Annotated in this window: 12 protein-coding genes and 1 pseudogene; 7 read left to right on the forward strand and 6 right to left on the reverse strand. The window is 60.8% G+C overall.

Going from position 1 to position 15,571, the window contains the following annotated elements; translation table 11 throughout:
* Position 1 precedes the first annotated feature (1 nt).
* Together otnK and otnC are read left to right on the forward strand one after the other, a co-directional pair.
* Complete coding sequence (otnK, locus tag ABJP42_RS01105) at positions 2–1,228, forward strand: 3-oxo-tetronate kinase (RefSeq protein WP_348338042.1); 1,227 nt, start codon at positions 2–4, stop codon at positions 1,226–1,228.
* On the forward strand, positions 1,225–1,869 hold the full coding sequence (gene otnC / locus ABJP42_RS01110) for a 3-oxo-tetronate 4-phosphate decarboxylase (protein ID WP_348338043.1): 645 nt from the start codon (positions 1,225–1,227) through the stop codon (positions 1,867–1,869). The genes otnK and otnC overlap by 4 nt, the downstream gene beginning before the upstream one ends.
* Positions 1,870–1,896: 27 nt before the next feature.
* Here otnC and ABJP42_RS01115 read toward each other — a convergent pair whose 3' ends face one another.
* Positions 1,897–2,913, reverse strand: coding sequence for a LacI family DNA-binding transcriptional regulator (locus ABJP42_RS01115; RefSeq protein WP_348338044.1), 1,017 nt, complete (start codon positions 2,911–2,913; stop codon positions 1,897–1,899).
* A 327-nt stretch (positions 2,914–3,240) separates the two neighbouring features.
* Between ABJP42_RS01115 and ABJP42_RS01120 the strand changes: the two genes are divergently transcribed.
* The 5 genes and pseudogenes from ABJP42_RS01120 (at position 3,241) to ABJP42_RS01140 (ending at position 10,276) form a co-directional block, all read left to right on the forward strand.
* Entirely contained in the window at positions 3,241–4,272 is a 1,032-nt protein-coding gene (locus ABJP42_RS01120) for a TRAP transporter substrate-binding protein (RefSeq protein WP_348338045.1), read from the forward strand.
* 219 nt (positions 4,273–4,491) lie between these two features.
* Positions 4,492–4,929: pseudogene (locus ABJP42_RS01125) on the forward strand (TRAP transporter small permease subunit); the annotation flags it as partial.
* 159 nt (positions 4,930–5,088) lie between these two features.
* Positions 5,089–6,378 carry a TRAP transporter large permease gene (locus ABJP42_RS01130; protein ID WP_348338079.1) on the forward strand — a complete coding sequence of 430 codons (1,290 nt, stop codon included), beginning with the start codon at positions 5,089–5,091 and terminating at the stop codon, positions 6,376–6,378.
* 54 nt (positions 6,379–6,432) lie between these two features.
* Positions 6,433–8,229, forward strand: coding sequence for an IlvD/Edd family dehydratase (locus ABJP42_RS01135; protein ID WP_348338046.1), 1,797 nt, complete (start codon positions 6,433–6,435; stop codon positions 8,227–8,229).
* A 130-nt stretch (positions 8,230–8,359) separates the two neighbouring features.
* A complete protein-coding gene (locus tag ABJP42_RS01140; protein ID WP_348338048.1) occupies positions 8,360–10,276 on the forward strand; it encodes an FAD-dependent monooxygenase in 1,917 nt (638 codons plus the stop codon).
* Between the two features lie 7 nt (positions 10,277–10,283).
* On the opposite strand, the gene ABJP42_RS01145 is transcribed toward ABJP42_RS01140, so the two are convergent.
* The 5 genes from ABJP42_RS01145 to ABJP42_RS01165 form a co-directional block, all read right to left on the reverse strand.
* Complete coding sequence (locus ABJP42_RS01145; RefSeq protein ID WP_348338049.1) at positions 10,284–11,453, reverse strand: hypothetical protein; 1,170 nt, start codon at positions 11,451–11,453, stop codon at positions 10,284–10,286.
* Positions 11,454–11,614: 161 nt separating this feature from the next.
* A complete protein-coding gene (locus tag ABJP42_RS01150; RefSeq protein ID WP_348338050.1) occupies positions 11,615–13,141 on the reverse strand; it encodes a VWA domain-containing protein in 1,527 nt (508 codons plus the stop codon).
* A complete protein-coding gene (locus ABJP42_RS01155) occupies positions 13,138–14,130 on the reverse strand; it encodes a VWA domain-containing protein (protein WP_348338051.1) in 993 nt (330 codons plus the stop codon). Before ABJP42_RS01155 ends, ABJP42_RS01150 begins: the two co-directional genes overlap by 4 nt.
* Positions 14,130–14,612: a DUF4381 domain-containing protein gene (locus ABJP42_RS01160; RefSeq protein ID WP_348338053.1), complete on the reverse strand. Its 483-nt coding sequence runs from the start codon at positions 14,610–14,612 to the stop codon at positions 14,130–14,132. The genes ABJP42_RS01155 and ABJP42_RS01160 overlap by 1 nt, the downstream gene beginning before the upstream one ends.
* On the reverse strand, positions 14,609–15,565 hold the full coding sequence (locus ABJP42_RS01165; RefSeq protein WP_348338054.1) for a DUF58 domain-containing protein: 957 nt from the start codon (positions 15,563–15,565) through the stop codon (positions 14,609–14,611). The genes ABJP42_RS01160 and ABJP42_RS01165 overlap by 4 nt, the downstream gene beginning before the upstream one ends.
* Between the last annotated feature and the right edge of the window lie 6 nt (positions 15,566–15,571).

Below are 15,571 nucleotides of genomic sequence, written 5' to 3' on the forward strand. Positions count from 1 at the left end.
TATTGCCGACGATTTTACCGGCGCATCCGATGTTGCGCTGACCATTGCTGAGGCAGGGTTTTCCGTGGCGCAGTTTATTGGCGTGCCAGATAGCCAGGCACCGGCGGATCTGGGGGCTGGTGTGGTGGCACTGAAATCACGCACCGCCCCGGTGGAGGTGGCAGTGACGGAAAGCCTGGCCGCCTGCGATTGGTTGCTGGCGCAGGGGGCGGAGCAGATCATTTTCAAGGTCTGTTCGACCTTTGACAGCACGTCTGAGGGCAATATCGGCCCGGTGTTGCAGGCCCTGGCCGAGCGATTGGGCGCGCAGTCTGTGCTTGTCTGCCCGGCCTTTCCGGAAAATGGCCGCTCGGTCTATCAGGGGCATCTCTTCGTCAATGATGTGCTTTTGAGCGAGAGCGGCATGCAGGACCATCCGCTGACACCAATGACGGACCCGGACCTGCGCCGGGTGCTGGCGGCGCAGACGGATTGGCAGGTTGGCCATATCTCCTCGCAGATCGTCAGCCAAGGCGCTGCCGCAATAAAGGACGCGCTGCCTGATGGGCCAAACATGATCATCGTTGATGCCATCAGTGATAGGGATCTGGTGGAGATCGGCGTGGCGGCCAAAGAGCTCAAACTGCTTTGCGGTGGCTCTGGCATTGCTTTGGGGTTGCCCGGAAATTTTGGCGCTCAGCCCTCGCAGCCAGACTGGCAGGCCCTGACCGGGGCCGGGGTGGTGATCTCGGGGTCCTGCTCGCGGGCAACGCGGGCGCAGGTTGCCAGCTATCGCGCCTCTCAGCCCTCATTTGAGGTCAGCGCCGAGGCGGTTCTGTGTGGCGAGGCCACTGCTTCTGGGTTGGCGGATTGGGTTCTGGCGCAACAGGGCGCACCTTTGGTTTACTCCTCGGCTGATCCGGCGGAGGTACGCGCCGCACAAGAGAAGTTTGGCACTGAAAAGGCCGCCGGAGCCATTGAAACGGTGTTTGGCGAGTTGGCGGCGATCCTGGCCAATCGGGGCATCACCCGGATTGTTGTTGCGGGCGGCGAGACTTCGGGGGCGGTGGTCAGGGGGCTACAGGCCAGCGCCCTGGTCATTGGCCCCAGAATCGCAGCAGGCGTGCCCATGCTGCGGCTGGCGGATCGGCCAGCGGATCACCCCGTCGCCCTGGCGCTGAAATCCGGTAACTTTGGCGGCGAGGATTTCTTTGCCGAGGCCCTGACCCTGATGGAGAAAGAGACATGAGCGAAGAGGCGCGCGCCCGCGAGGATATCTGCCGCATTGCCAAATCGATGTTTGATCGTGGGCTGACCTGCGGCGCCTCGGGCAATATCTCGCAGCGGCTATCAGATGGCAGCTATCTGGTTACCCCCACCGGATCCCTGATGGGGTTTCTGGAACCTGGGCAGATTTCCCATTTGGATGCGCAGATGCGCCATCTGTCGGGAGACAAGCCAACCAAGGAAATCCCGCTGCACAGCGCTTTTTATGAGACCCGTCCGCAGACCGGCGCGGTGGTGCATCTGCATTCCACCTATTGTGTTGCCCTGTCGATGTTGCCGGACATTGACCCTGACAATGTGCTGCCCCCGGTGACTCCCTATGGGATCATGCGGCTGGGCAAGGTCAAGCTGCTGCCGTTTTTCCTGCCCGGTGATGCGGGCATGGGCGAGGCCGTGCGCGCGCTGGCGGGCACGCGCTCGGCCGTGTTGTTGGCCAATCATGGGCCGGTTGTGGCCGGAAAGGATATTTGGGCGGCGGCCAATGCCATCGAAGAACTGGAGGAAACTGCCAAGCTGGTGGTGCTCACACGGGGGCTGCAGCCCAAGATGCTGAGCGAGGCACAGGTGCAGGCGGTGGTGACCCGGTTTGACGTCGACTGGTAGAGTTGGGTTGTGCGCGCCGGGCCGGTCTTAGGTCGGCTGCTGGGCAATCAGGCCGAGGTCAATCTTGGGCTGCAGCACTTGGGTGCGCGGCTCCAGAGGCTGGCCGGTGGCAAATGCCTGCAGGACCATCTGTACGGCCGCCTGGCCGATCTCTTTGCGCGGGGTGCGGGTGGTGGCGATCCTGCCTGGGATGGCGGAAATAAAGTCCAGCCCGTGACAGCCCACCAAGCCGACCTGCTGAGGCACGGCGATATCAAGATCATTGAAGTAGTGATAGCCGCCCGCCGCCAGGTCATCGTTTGAATAATAGATGCAATCCAGGGGCGGGCTGTCCCGCCATAGTTCCTCGGTCAGCTCACGGCCCCGTTTCACTGAAGGGGCCCCGGTGGGACTGCTGATGGTGATCAGTTCAAGCCCGGCGTCTTTAAGCCCGGCTTCAAAGCCATCAAAGCGTTTTCTGGCGCGGGTGTCTTTGTCGAGGCCGCAGCCGATATAGCCAATGCGGGTCTTGCTGTTCTGGGCCAGGGCCTGCGCCATATCATAGCCAACACGATAGTGGGAAAATCCGACACAGCCGCCAATGGGGTCGCCATCCGTGTCCATGATCTGCACCACCGGAATGCCGGCTTCGCGCAGAAGTTTCTGGGTATCCTCAGGAAATTCAGTGCCGGTCACGATCAGCCCGGTCGGGCGCCAGGACAACATATTGCGGATCACCTCATATTCGCGATCCGCGTCATAATCGGTGATGCCGCAGACCGGTTGCAGCCCGGTACCATAGAGCGCTTCGGTGATACCAGTGAGTACATGGGAAAAGACGATATTGTTCAGATTGGGCAGCACCACGCCAATGAGGTCGGTCTGTTTTCCGGCCAGGGAGGCGGCCAGATGATTCCCAGTATAGCCAATGTCACGGGCGGCTTCCTGGACCTTGCTGATATTGCGCTGCGAGACATCCTTGTCGCCCCGCAAAGCCCGAGAGGCGGTCATCTTGCTGACCCCGGCGGCCAGGGCAACATCCTGTAAGGTCTTTCGTTTGTTCATCTATTGCTACTCGTTCTCACCTGTCAGCTGCGGGCTGCGCTGTCTTTTGCTTCAACCTAGTGGAGCCAAACCACAATAGCAAAGCGTTGAAACAGATTGACACAGAGCGATCTCACTGTCACTGGTATCGGTACCGGTTTCGGTACCAGTTGGGAGGCTGGGCCGCAATACCGCAGATCTGCAGATTTCTCCCCAAATCCTTGATGCAACCACGGCGTGTTGCAGGGCTGTCCGCTGTGGCAGTTCAGGGGGCGGGGCGCAGTGAGGGGGACGAGCCCCCAATGGATAGGAGGGACCGGAGAGAACCGGTCAAAATGGGAGAAAACTATGAAGAGTATTTTGTCAAAACTGCCCGCGATAGCGGCGCTTAGCCTTGTTGGGTTTTCCGCCCCGGTTGTGGCGCAGGAATACCAGTGGACGTTCCAGACTTCGGCGCAGTCCGGAGATAATTTCTTTGCCATCGAGGAGGCCTGGGCGGAGCGCGTCAAAGCCATGTCCAGTGGCCGGATCGAGCTCACCATTGTGCCGGTTGGCTCAGTTGTGGCCCATAATGAAACCCTGGACGCAGTTGGCGCCGGGATTCTGCAGGGGCATCTGACAGATCCCTCCTATTTCTCGGGCAAGGATCCGGCCTTTGCCATGCTGGGCAATCTGGTTGGTGCCTGGTCTGACCCGCAACAGATGTTCAACTATATGAACTATGGCGGCGGCAAGGATCTGTTCAACGAGCTGGTAAACCCCTACGGGCTGCAGTTCCTCGGCGCTTCGGCCACCGGGGTAGAGGCGTTTTTGTCCACCCGTCCGCTCAATACCGTCGAAGACCTGAAGGGTCTGAAAATGCGCGCCCCCGAAGGTATGGTGCAGGAGGTCTTTGCCGCCGCAGGTGCTGCGCCGGTGAACCTGCCGGGCTCAGAGGTCTATACCTCGCTGGAGAAAGGCGTGATCGATGCGGCGGACTACACCGTATTTTCGACCAACCATGCGCAGGGCATGCATGAATTTGCCACCTATCCGGTCTATCCCGGCTTCCATTCGATGCCAGTGGTCGATGTATCGATGAACAAGGAAATCTATGACGCCCTGCCGGGCGATCTGCAGGAAATTCTTGACGTTTCGGTGCGCGATTTTGCTCAGGACATGGTTGCGCGGCTGGAGATGGCCAATGCGGTTGCCGTGGCCGAAGCCATGGCCGACCCAAAGATCACCGTGATCAACTGGTCGCAGGAAGAACGCGCCAAATTCCGGGGCATCGCCAAGACGCAGTGGGCGCAATGGGCGGGACGATCTGATATGGCTTCCAAAGCCTATGAGAGCGTTTCGGCCTATCTGATCTCCGCCGGTCTTTTGGTTGAAGAATAAAAACCTCAAACCAAAGAGGGGCCCGTTACCGGGCCTCTCTTTTCCAATTTGAGGGCCGGAGAGAGGCAGAATATGGCACAGCGAGACATTATGGAGCTCAGCTCCAAGACCCAAGCTCAGACCCAGGCTGAGACCGAAGCGCAGATTGAGGCGCTGAAAAAGGCGCATGAGGCGGACAGTGCTGGGGCGCAAACGGCGCTGGACCGGGGCATTCTATCGATGGGTGGCGGCGTTGCCTTCCTGTTTGCCATTGCAACCGTGGTGTCGCTCTATGAGATTCTGATGCGTTACTTTTTTAACGCGCCAACGATCTGGGCCCATGAAACGGTGATCGCCCTGGTGGCCCTGTGCTACCTGTTTGGCGGCGTTCAGTGCCTGGCCTCGGACAAACATATCCGCATCGGGCTGATCTATTTTGGCACCAGTGGCGGCACGCGTCGCTTACTGGATTTTGTCAATGCGCTGCTGGCACTGGGGTTCGCCCTGGCCATTGCCTATGCGGCCTACTCCATGGTGGAGAAATCCTGGTGGGCGCCCCAGGGTCATATGCGGCTGGAGCGTTCCGGGTCAGCCTGGAACCCCATCACGCCGGCCCTGGTCAAGATGGCGCTTTTCCTTGCAGCTTCGGTGCTGGCGCTGCAGTCGCTGGGGCATCTGTGGGTGGCAGCCAAGGGCACCGGCTATCGCCAGTCCAGCCAGGAGCCGCCGAGCAAACAGGCGGTAATTGGCATTGCCCTGGTCTTTGTCATTCTGATTGCCGTCTGCGCCGTACTGTTCTCCCAGGGGCGCAGCCTGGGGATAGAGGCGAGTTCCTGGATGCTGGTGGGCAGTATCATGGTGATGATCCTGACCGGCATTCCGCTGGCCTTTGTCACCGGGTTGATCGCGATCCTGTTCACGGTTGCCTGGTTTGGCCCCATGGGGGTGCCGCTGGTTTCCAGCCGGATCTACTCCTTTGTGAATGAATATGTGCTGGTCGCCATTCCGATGTTTGTGCTGATGGCTTCGCTGCTGGATCGCTCAGGCATGGCGCGGGATCTCTATGATGCGATGCGCATTGTCGCCGGGCGTTTGCGCGGCGGCGTGGCGATCCAGACCCTGGTTGCCGCCGTGTTTCTGGCGGCGATTTCCGGCATCATCGGTGGCGAGATTGTTCTTTTGGGGTTGATCGCCCTCCCGCAGATGCTGCGGCTTGGCTACAACCGGGCACTTGCCATTGGCACCGTCTGCGCTGGTGGTTCGCTGGGGACGATGATCCCGCCGTCGATTGTGTTGATCGTCTATGGGCTGACCTCGGGCGTGTCGATCGGAGATCTGTTTCTGGCCACGGTCATTCCGGGGCTGATGCTGGCCAGTTTTTATATCCTCTATATCTATGTGCGCTGCACCATCTCACCTGAGATGGCGCCGCCAATGTCGGCCGAGGAACAAGACATCCCTACCTCCGAGAAAATCGCCAAGCTCAAAGGCGTGGTCCTGCCCTTTGGGGTGGCGGTTCTGGTGCTGGGTTCGATCTATGGCGGCATTGCCTCGGTGACCGAGGCCGCTTCTATGGGGGTCATGGGGGTGTTCCTGTCGGCAGCAATCCGGCGCGAGGTCACCTGGGCGCTGATCCGCGACAGCCTGAAACAGACGCTGGAAACCTGCGGCATGATCATCTGGATCGGGGTTGGCGCGGCGGCTCTGGTGGGGGTCTATAACCTGATGGGCGGCAACCGCTTCATCGAAGGAGCGATCCTGGCCAGCGATGCCTCACCCGCAGTGATCGTGCTGATCATGATGGGTCTCCTGCTGCTCTTGGGCCTGTTCATGGACTGGATCGGCATTGCCCTGCTGACCATGCCGATCTTTGTGCCGATCATCATCAAACTGGGCATGGATCCGGTCTGGTTTGGCATTCTCTTTGCGATGAACATGCAGGTGAGCTACCTGTCGCCGCCCTTTGGCCCGGCTGCTTTTTACCTGAAATCGGTGGCCCCCAAGGACATGAGCCTGGCCGAGATTTTCCGCGCCTTATTGCCCTTTATCGCCATTCAGATTGTTGCCCTGACAATTGTCTTCATGGTGCCTGATGTGGCGCTTTGGCTGCCGAACTGGCTGGATTAAGTGGGTCCGACGCAACCATTCCTGTCCACAACGTCTCAATTGAAAGACATCCCAATGACCAAGATCAAACCCGAAAACCTGCGTTCGCGTCAGTGGTTCAACAACCCGGATGATCCGGAAATGACCGCGCTTTATCTGGAGCGCTATATTAACTACGGGCTGACCTGGGAAGAGCTGCGCGAGGGAAAGCCGATCATTGGCATCGCCCAGACCGGCAGCGATCTGAGCCCCTGCAACCGCCACCATCTGGAGCTGACCAAACGGGTGCGTGACGGGATTATTGCCGCCGGGGGTACACCGATGGAAATCCCGGTGCATCCAATTCAGGAGACCGGCAAGCGCCCCACGGCCAATCTGGACCGAAACCTTGCCTATCTGGGACTGGTGGAAGCGCTGCATGGCTATCCGATTGATGGCGTGGTGCTGAACATCGGCTGCGACAAGACTACACCCGCCTTGCTGATGGCGGCCGCCACGGTGGATATTCCTGCCATTGCGCTCTCGGTGGGGCCGATGCTGAATGGCTGGCTCAACGGCAAGCGCACCGGGTCTGGCACCATTATCTGGAAGGCCCGCCAAATGCTGGCCGCCGGGGAAATCGACGAGGATCAGTTCCTTGAGATGGCGGCCTCTTCAGTGCCGTCAGTGGGCTATTGCAACACCATGGGCACCGCCAGCACGATGAACTCCCTGGCCGAGGTTCTGGGCATGCAACTGCCGGGATCGGCCGCCATTCCGGCACCTCTGCGTGCGCGGGCGCAGATGTCCTATCACACTGGCAAGCGCATTGTCGAAATGGTGCATGAGGATCTGAAGCCCTCGGATATCATGACGCGGGGTGCCTTTGAAAATGCGATTGCCATGTGTTCGGCGCTGGGGGGATCGACCAATGCGCCAATCCATCTGAACGCCGTGGCCCGGCATTTGGGGTTGGAGCTGAGCAATGATGACTGGGAGGCCAGTGGCCATGAGGTGCCGCTGCTGACCAATCTCCAGCCCGCCGGTGCCTATCTGGGCGAGGATTTCCACCGCGCCGGCGGCGTGCCAGCCGTGGCCGGAGAGATGTTGCAGGCCGGGCTGATCCCCGACCCGGAGGTCAAGGGCTGTCTGGGGCTGAGTTTTGCAGAGAGCTACGGGGCCTGTAGAACGGGTGAGCCGGATGTGATCCGACGGGTGGGTAACCCGCTGAAACCCGAGGCGGGCTTTCTCAACCTCTCGGGCAATCTGTTCGACAGCGCCATCATGAAAACCTCGGTCATTTCAGAGGCCTTCCGCGCGGCCTATCTGTCCAACCCAGAGGACCCAGAGGCCTTTGAGGGCCGCGCCCTGGTGTTTGACGGCCCTGAGGATTTCCATGCCCGCATTGACGATCCGTCACTGCAGGCGGGTCTGAACTCGATCTTGGTGATGCGCGGTGCTGGCCCCTTGGGCTATCCCGGCGGCGCCGAGGTGGTGAATATGCGGCCCCCCTCCTATCTGATCAAACAGGGGATCAAAGAGCTGCCCTGTATTGGCGATGGCCGCCAGTCCGGCACCTCCGGATCTCCCTCCATCTTGAACGCATCCCCCGAAGCCGCCGCCGGCGGTGGGCTGGCGATTTTGCGCTCAGGCGACAAGATCCGCGTTGATCTGCGCAAGCGGCAGGTGATGATTGACCTTTCCGAGGGCGAAATCACTGCTAGGTATCAGGAGCTTGCCAGATCGGGCGGCTTTGAGATGCCGCCGTCGCAAACGCCCTGGCAGCAGATTTTCCGCGACTATGTCACCCAGTTTGATGAGGGTATGACCCTTCGGGGTGCCACTGATTTTCGGGCTATCGCGCGCAAATACCAACCTCGGAACAATCACTAGGAGGCGCTGGCATCGGGCACATAAAATAATAGGTATGCCTATCAATTCTTGACGAAAGCTGGTCCGAACCGCTACCAATTTTCCTGAGCGCAGATGCGGCGCGGGTTTGTTTGGAAGGGAAACGGCAGAAATGCAGTATTACAAATCCGGGTTTCGCGGCGGCTCTCCTGATGTGAAACCCGCCGCCCCTGATCGCCGCCCACGCGATGGCTTTGCGGCGCTACCTGATCAGGTGGATGTGCTGATTGCTGGCTGTGGCCCGGCGGGGCTGTGCCTGGCGGCGCAGCTGGCGCAGTTTCCTGAAATCGATACCTTGATTGTGGAGCCCAAACCCGGCCCGATCGAGAAGGGCCAGGCCGATGGGGTCAATACCCGCACCATGGAGATGTTTCAGGCCTTTGGCTTTGGGGAGCAGGTCAAACGCGAAAGCTACTGGGTCAACCAAACCGCGTTCTGGGCGCCAGACGCCGCCAATGCTGACCATATCACCCGCATAGGCAGGGTGCAGGATGTGCCCGAGGGATCATCAGAGATGCCGCATACCCTGCTCAACCAGGCGCGGGTGCATGAGCTGTTTCTTGAGGTGATGAAAAACGCCCCCACCCGATTGCAGCCCAGCTATGGCTGGGCGCTGCGGGATCTGCAGATTGACCCAGATACTGAGGACCACCCGGTGACTGTGACGCTGGAAAACACCGGCGTCAACGCGGGCGAGCTGAAAACCATTCGGGCCAATTTCGTGGTGGGCTGCGACGGGGCGCGCTCCAATGTGCGCCGCGCCATTGGCGGTGAGATGCACGGCGATGCGGCGCATCAGGCCTGGGGGGTGATGGATATTCTGGCCAATACCGATTTCCCGGATATCCGGCAGAAATGTCTGGTTGCCTCGGCGAATGAGGGCAATATGCTGATCCTCCCGCGCGAGGGTGGCTATCTGTTTCGGCTTTATGTTGAGCTGGACAAGCTAAACCCGGAAGAACGGGTGGCAGAACGTAATTTCACCGCCGATGATATGATCGCCGCCGCCAATCGGATCCTGCAGCCCTATATGATCGATGTAAAAGAGCTGGTCTGGTGGTCGATCTACGAGATCGGCCATCGCCTGACCGACCGGTTTGACAATGTGCCTGCCGGGCAGGACCGCGACCCACGGGTCTTTACCGCAGGCGACGCCTGTCACACCCATAGCCCCAAGGCGGGGCAGGGGATGAATGTCTCGATGCAGGACAGTTTTAATCTGGGCTGGAAGCTGGCACAGGTCTTCAAAGGGCGCTCTGCCCCAAGCCTGTTGCGCAGCTATTCGGCGGAACGCCGGGCCGAGGCCAAGCGGCTGATTGAAACCGATCACCAATGGGCGCGGATCATGTCGGCGCCTCCGGGGCAGTCCGAACTGGACGGCAGCGACATGCCGCGGTTCCAGAAGCAGTTCATTGAGAACCTGGAGTTCACTGGCGGGTTGGCGGTGAAGTATGAAGGCTCGGCGCTGATTGGCCCCCCGACGCATCAGGCGCTGGCTCCGGGTTTTGAGATTGGCTGTCGCTTTCACTCCGCCCCAGTGGTGCGGGTCGCAGATGCGATGCAGATGCAGCTTGGCCATCTGGCCGAGGCCGACGGGCGCTGGCGGATCTTTGCCTTTGCCGGTGCCGACAGCGGTGCCGGATCGCCGCTGTATGATCTGGCAGCGTGGCTGGCGGAGGACCCGCATTCTGTCCTGCGCAGATACACGCCTGCGGATGCGGACATCGATGCGGTGATCGATCTGCGCGCGATCTTTCAACAAAGCTTTGATGTGCTGCTGGACCAGCAGGTGCCCGCGCTTTTGAGGCCTAAGACAGGCCCGTTTGGCCTGCAGGATCATGAGAAGATCTTTTGTGTGGACCACAAAGGGGCGGGCGACATCTTTGAGATGCGCGGCGTTGATCGGGCCAGCGGCTGTATGGTTGTGGTGCGCCCGGATCAATATGTTGCCCATGTGCTGCCGCTAGAGGCGCATCAGGCGCTCAGCGCGTTTTTTGACGGGATATTCTTGCCAGCCCAGAGTGGCTGAATGGTCCCTAGGGATTGAGCCCGGGCAGGGTAGTTGCGGATGCCTGCCGTTGCTGGGTCTTGGCGTGACGTGCCAGCCACTTGAACTCCTGCGCCAGCGCAGCCCAGCTTGCACTCACGGTCTTGCCCTGGCTTTGCGACCCAGGATGAAATTTCTGACGACCAATCTCTGCCAGCCTGCGCTCCAGTGCATGGCTCTTCTCTGGATCCAGAGCAGGATAGAACTGCTGCCAGCTGCTGAGCGCCGTCATAACCTGGGTCAACTCCTGCGCAGCAATGGCGCGCTTGACCTGACGCCGGGCATACAGGGGAGAGCCAAGCCATTTCTGGCGCAATTCGGTCGTGAACTGGTGCAAGCGTGGGCGCAGCAGGCGAAATAGAATGGCCATGATACCCAAGGCGAGCAGCATTGCCAGCAGACGCAGCAGCAGCTCTTGTCGGCTCAGCGGTGGGGGCGGAGGCTCTGCCACCTGGAAGCTCTTGCCTTCCAGCCTTGCGGTCTCAACTGTCTCGGTCTTGAGGTTGAACCACTGAATTTCGATGGGCTCCAAGAGGGCCGTGCCACCGGCCTGCGCCAGATAGGTGATCTCTTCGCGGCGCTGACCAGAGAGGCTGGCGCGGGTATCTTCATCGTGCAAAACCGGGTCTTTGGCATAGGGTTTGAGGGGGAACAGTGGCGCAGACTCATCACCAGAAACTGCGGCAGGTTGCGCGAGACCCGGAATAAGGAGAGGGAGTAGGATCGCGGTGGTACCGTCGATCTGCGCTGTAACCGTTCTGGTCACGGCATCGCCGACCTCCAGCTCTGCCGCGCCGGTCCAGTCCTGCTGCAGGGTTAAATCATTGGCCAGGATCACTGGCGGCGTCATATCAGTAGCGCCCTCGGGCAACTGGGCCTGAAAATCGACCCGCGCCATTGGCAATTCCAGCCGCTGAGGCTGGGCGCGGTCATCCGCATAGGTGAGCACAAGCGCCTGTTCCGGGATGGAAAAGCTGGCAGGCTCCAGCGGGTAAATCCTGTAACGTCTTTCGGTCCCGGCCCAAGTGTCGCCATTGATCCGCTGGCTGACCGGATGGGTGGCGCCTTCGGGCAGGCGCACCAGCAATCCCGGTTGTTCCAGCACCGGATAGACCGGCGGTTTGGGCATCCAAGTCGGCACCAGAATTCTGATACTCAAGCTTAGCGGTTGGCCAACGATATAGGGGCCGTCAGAGAGGGTTACGCTCACCTGAGGCAGACTGTCAGGTAGCGGCGGTTCAGCTGTACTGGATTGGGCCAGAACAGCAGCAGGCCAAACAAACACCAGCCAAAGGCTGATCTGAGAACAGAACCGCGAAATCAATTGCCCACCCTCGCGTTGTCCAGCAGGAACCGACCGCGCAGGAAATCCCCCATATCGGTGTCGATCATCGACAGCCACTGGGCGCCGGTCAAAGGCGTGCTGTCGCCCTCCGGCACCACAACTGCGCTGTCAGCGCCGCGCCCCTCTTCGTTGTCAAACACGATGTCATCGGCACCAATACCGCTGTCTTCGCCGGTATCGGATTGCTCCCGCGTGGTTTCCACAAAGTCGAGGATAGCCTGGGCCACCGCGAGGTTGTGCTGCGCCTGCGGATAATCCGCACGGCGTTCCAGCGCCGTTTCAAAGGCAGCAATGGCCGGGCGGTATTCACGGTTGCGGATCAGGGCAAGGCCCTGTCCCAGGGCTGCCTCTGGGGTGGTGATCCGGCCAAAGACCTGCGCGGCCTCTTCATATTCCCCGGCCCGAAATTTTGCATACCCGCGCCAATAGGGGTCGGTGAACAGCGCGCCCGCTGTTGAAAACTCCAGATCATTATAGGCCAGTTGCCCCTGTTGGTCCGGGGTCAGGAACCAGTCAATCCAACCCTCGGCCCGGGCAGTTGTGGGCGTCGAGATCCCAAACATCAGGCTGGCGAGGATTACCCAGCGCATGGTCCAGCCGCGTCGGAACCAGGCCAGCGTCAGCAAGGCGGCAGGCCAGGCCAGCCACCAGCCCCGGTCCTGCCAGCGCAGGCGTTCATCTCCCGCCATCGCCGACACATAGACCGCATCAAGCCTTCGCTCGATCCGGTTGAGATCGGTGTCATCTGTGGTCAGGCGTATGACCTCGGCATTGGGGATCCTTTCCAGCTGCGGCAGAGATACAGCCGTCGAGGCTGCCACGAGAAAGATCACCGGCGGCCGCGCTGCGCCGCGCTCTTGCGAAAACACTGCGACATCGGCGGGGTCAAAATCATCCAGTAGGAACAAGATGGCGCCGGGGGTATCAGCGGTGCTCAGCACATCCTGCGCCAGGGTGAGCGCGGCACTGGCATCCGCGCCCTCTACCGGCATGATCTCAGGCGAAAGAGAGTCGAGCAGGGGACGCAGAATATTGGCATCTTCAGTGAGCGGCGACACCCGATGGGCGCTGCCGGCATAGGCGACAACGGCAGTGCGGGCCCCTGCGCGCTGCTCCAGGAAATCCTGCAGTTTGAACTGGGCACGTTCCAATCTGGAGGGGGCCAGATCCCCGGTCAACATCGACGGCGTGACCTTGAGCGCCACAACCAGCGGTGCGGAATTGGCCAATAGCGGATTGGCAGCACGGGTCCAGCTGGGACCTGCGACCCCGAGGGTCAGCAGGCCGGCAATGAGAAACACCGCATCCAGGGGGCGGAACGTAGTGCCTGCCTCGCCACCGACCTGCAGCGCGCGTTGCAGATGTGGGGCGATGCCTTTGGTCTGCATCGTAGCCTCGCCTTTGACATCGGCGCGACTCCAGAACCATAGCGCTGCGATAAGCAGTAGCATCAGCAACCAGACAGGTCGCAGGAAATGGAAGTAGGCGAGGCTCTCCATCATGGCGCGGCCCCCTGGTTCTGACCCCGGCTTCGCAGATGCAACAGCGCAGTGGTTCCCAGAATAAGCATCAGGGCAAGCGCCAGTGGAATATGCCCCAAACTACTGCGGGGGCGATAGGATTGGCTCTGGGTTTCACGCGGGTTTTGCGCATCGATCTGGGCGTAGACCTGCTCTAGCCCGGCCTCGTCATCGGCAAAGAAATACTGCCCGCCGGTCTGGAGTGCGATCTCTTTTAGGGTGACCAGATCAACCCGCCCATCGCCGGTGGCCTCTGGGTCGCCAACACCAATGGTGGTGACGACCACGCCCTTTTGCGCGGCAAATCCGGCGGCATTGATCGGTGTCATCCGGCTGGAGGTGTCAGAGCCGTCGCTGAGCAGGATCAGCAGTCGCTGATCGACCTCGCTGGTCTCAAAACTGCGGATCGCCAGGCCAATGGCATCGCCAAGCGCGGTTTGCGGCCCGGCCATGCCCACAACCGTCTGGTCCAGAAATCCGCTCAGACTGTCGAGATCATCAGTAAAGGGTGCCTGCACAAAGGCGCGAGAGCCAAAGATGATCAGTGACATGCGATCGCTGTCGCGCTCGGAGATAAAGCGGGCGACGACGTCTTTGACCACGGCCAGTCTTTGTTTGGGCTGGCCTTCGGGCGTTCGAAAATCACGCTCGTCCATCGAGCCGGAAATATCCAGCGCCAGAACAATGTCGCGGGCGGAACTGGTGATCACGATCGGTTCTCCCAGCCGTTCCGGCCGGGCGAGCGCCAAGACAAGCAGGATCCAGACCAGTACGGCCATGATCATCTGTAACCGGCTGCGGCGCAGCACCACGGCGCCGGGTTCCGGGCTAACTCCGGCTGCCTGGCTGACCTGACGAAAGAACGGCACCCTCAGGGCGGCCACCCGGTTGCGCCAGGGTGGGGCAAAGCGCCAGACAAGCCAGGGCAGGGGCAAAAGCAACAGCGCCCAGGGAGAGACCAGCGTCAGCATCAGCTTTCCTCGCGCTTTTTGTGATGCCGGATCCAGTCGCGCGCCAGCGCGGTCAGGGCAGGATCGGGCGGCGTTGCACGCCAGGGCGCAGTGGCAAGGATCTGGCCTGCGCCCTGGCTGAATCCCGCACCGGGGAGCTGCGCATCGAGAAATTCGAGCCAGCTTGCCCCGTGGAGCTGTGCCACTTGCGCCCGCGGATAGGCCGCAAGGGCGGTGCGTTTTAGCAAAACTGCGATCTTGGCCGGATCTTGCCCAGATTGCGTGAGCATGTCCAATTCGGCCAACGCAGCACGGCGATAGGCATTGGCTCGGTAACCGCGCCAGACCCGCAGCCCAGCCCAAATCAGCACGAGCGTCAGCACCCCTGCCAGAACAGCCCATCCCGCGGTTTGTGGCACCATGGAGATCGGGGCCGGCTCTGGCATCGGCTTCAGCAGGTCCAAGAGCTCAACCAGGTTCAATCCGTCCAGATTCTGGCTCATCGCGCCACCTCGCGCAGGCCAAACTGTTGCAGCATCTGATCCAGCGCAGGCGCTTCAGTGCCCAAAGGCACAAGCGGAAAACCGTAGCGGCGCGACCAATGTTCCAGATCACGCAGGCGGTCCTTCATCGCGGCCTCAACCCGCTGGCGTAGCGCCGGATCCCTAGCATCAATATCAATCTGCAACTCACCGTCCGAGAGGGCGGCACGCAGATCAGCGGGCATCTGGCGGCCCAGAATATCTGTGACGGAAAACAAAATCAGGTCATTGGCCATGGCGAGGCGACGGATCAGGGCTTCGCTTTCGGGGGTTACCCCGTCAAAATCAGAAAACACCAGCACCAGCGCATTGCTGCCGGCAATGCGCGCGGTGCGTTGCAACACATCATTCAGGCTGACGGTCTGGGAGGGGCGAAAATCCGCATGCAGCAGGTTATTGGCCTCTGCGATAGAGGCCAGCATGCGCTGCAGCGAAGAGCTGCGCCGTTGTGGCCGGTGTTCGGCAATCACTGTGTCGCCAAAGACAAAGCCGCCAACCCGGTCCCCCTGGGCCAGCACCCGTTGCGCAGCAATTGCAGCGGCCTCGGCGGCGATCACTGATTTCATATAGAGCTGAGAGCCAAAGAACATCGACACGCGCTGATCCACCACCAGCAGCGTCGCGCGGTCGCGTTCCTCGGTATAGACGCGTACATGCGGCGTGCCGGTGCGGGCTGTGACTTTCCAGTCGATCGTGCGCACATCATCACCTGGCATATAGTCACGCAGCTCTTCGAAATTCAGGCCCCGTCCGCGCAGCCGCGAGGCATGGCGGCCATTCAACACCGAGTGGGCGGGCTGATGCGGCAGCAGGCTGAGCGCGCGGGCGCGGGGACCCAGCCGTCGCAGCTGATCCGCCGAGACATGGATGTGGGGATCCGGGGTCACATCCTTGGGAGGGGGTTTGCGCGCCATCTGCTC

Origin of the sequence: Pseudophaeobacter sp. (assembly GCF_039971195.1) — a bacterium.
Taxonomy (GTDB): domain Bacteria; phylum Pseudomonadota; class Alphaproteobacteria; order Rhodobacterales; family Rhodobacteraceae; genus Pseudophaeobacter.

Excerpts from the sequence above, each read along its gene's own strand:
- ABJP42_RS01150 (WP_348338050.1), bottom strand. The coding sequence starts at position 13,141 with ATGATGGAGAGCCTCGCCTACTTCCATTTCCTGCGACCTGTCTGGTTG.
- ABJP42_RS01165 (WP_348338054.1), bottom strand. The coding sequence starts at position 15,565 with ATGGCGCGCAAACCCCCTCCCAAGGATGTGACCCCGGATCCCCACATC.
- ABJP42_RS01120 (WP_348338045.1), top strand. The coding sequence starts at position 3,241 with ATGAAGAGTATTTTGTCAAAACTGCCCGCGATAGCGGCGCTTAGCCTT.
- ABJP42_RS01155 (WP_348338051.1), bottom strand. The coding sequence starts at position 14,130 with ATGCTGACGCTGGTCTCTCCCTGGGCGCTGTTGCTTTTGCCCCTGCCC.
- ABJP42_RS01160 (WP_348338053.1), bottom strand. The coding sequence starts at position 14,612 with ATGAGCCAGAATCTGGACGGATTGAACCTGGTTGAGCTCTTGGACCTG.
- ABJP42_RS01115 (WP_348338044.1), bottom strand. The coding sequence starts at position 2,913 with ATGAACAAACGAAAGACCTTACAGGATGTTGCCCTGGCCGCCGGGGTC.
- otnC (WP_348338043.1), top strand. The coding sequence starts at position 1,225 with ATGAGCGAAGAGGCGCGCGCCCGCGAGGATATCTGCCGCATTGCCAAA.
- ABJP42_RS01140 (WP_348338048.1), top strand. The coding sequence starts at position 8,360 with ATGCAGTATTACAAATCCGGGTTTCGCGGCGGCTCTCCTGATGTGAAA.
- ABJP42_RS01130 (WP_348338079.1), top strand. The coding sequence starts at position 5,089 with ATGCTGGTGGGCAGTATCATGGTGATGATCCTGACCGGCATTCCGCTG.
- ABJP42_RS01135 (WP_348338046.1), top strand. The coding sequence starts at position 6,433 with ATGACCAAGATCAAACCCGAAAACCTGCGTTCGCGTCAGTGGTTCAAC.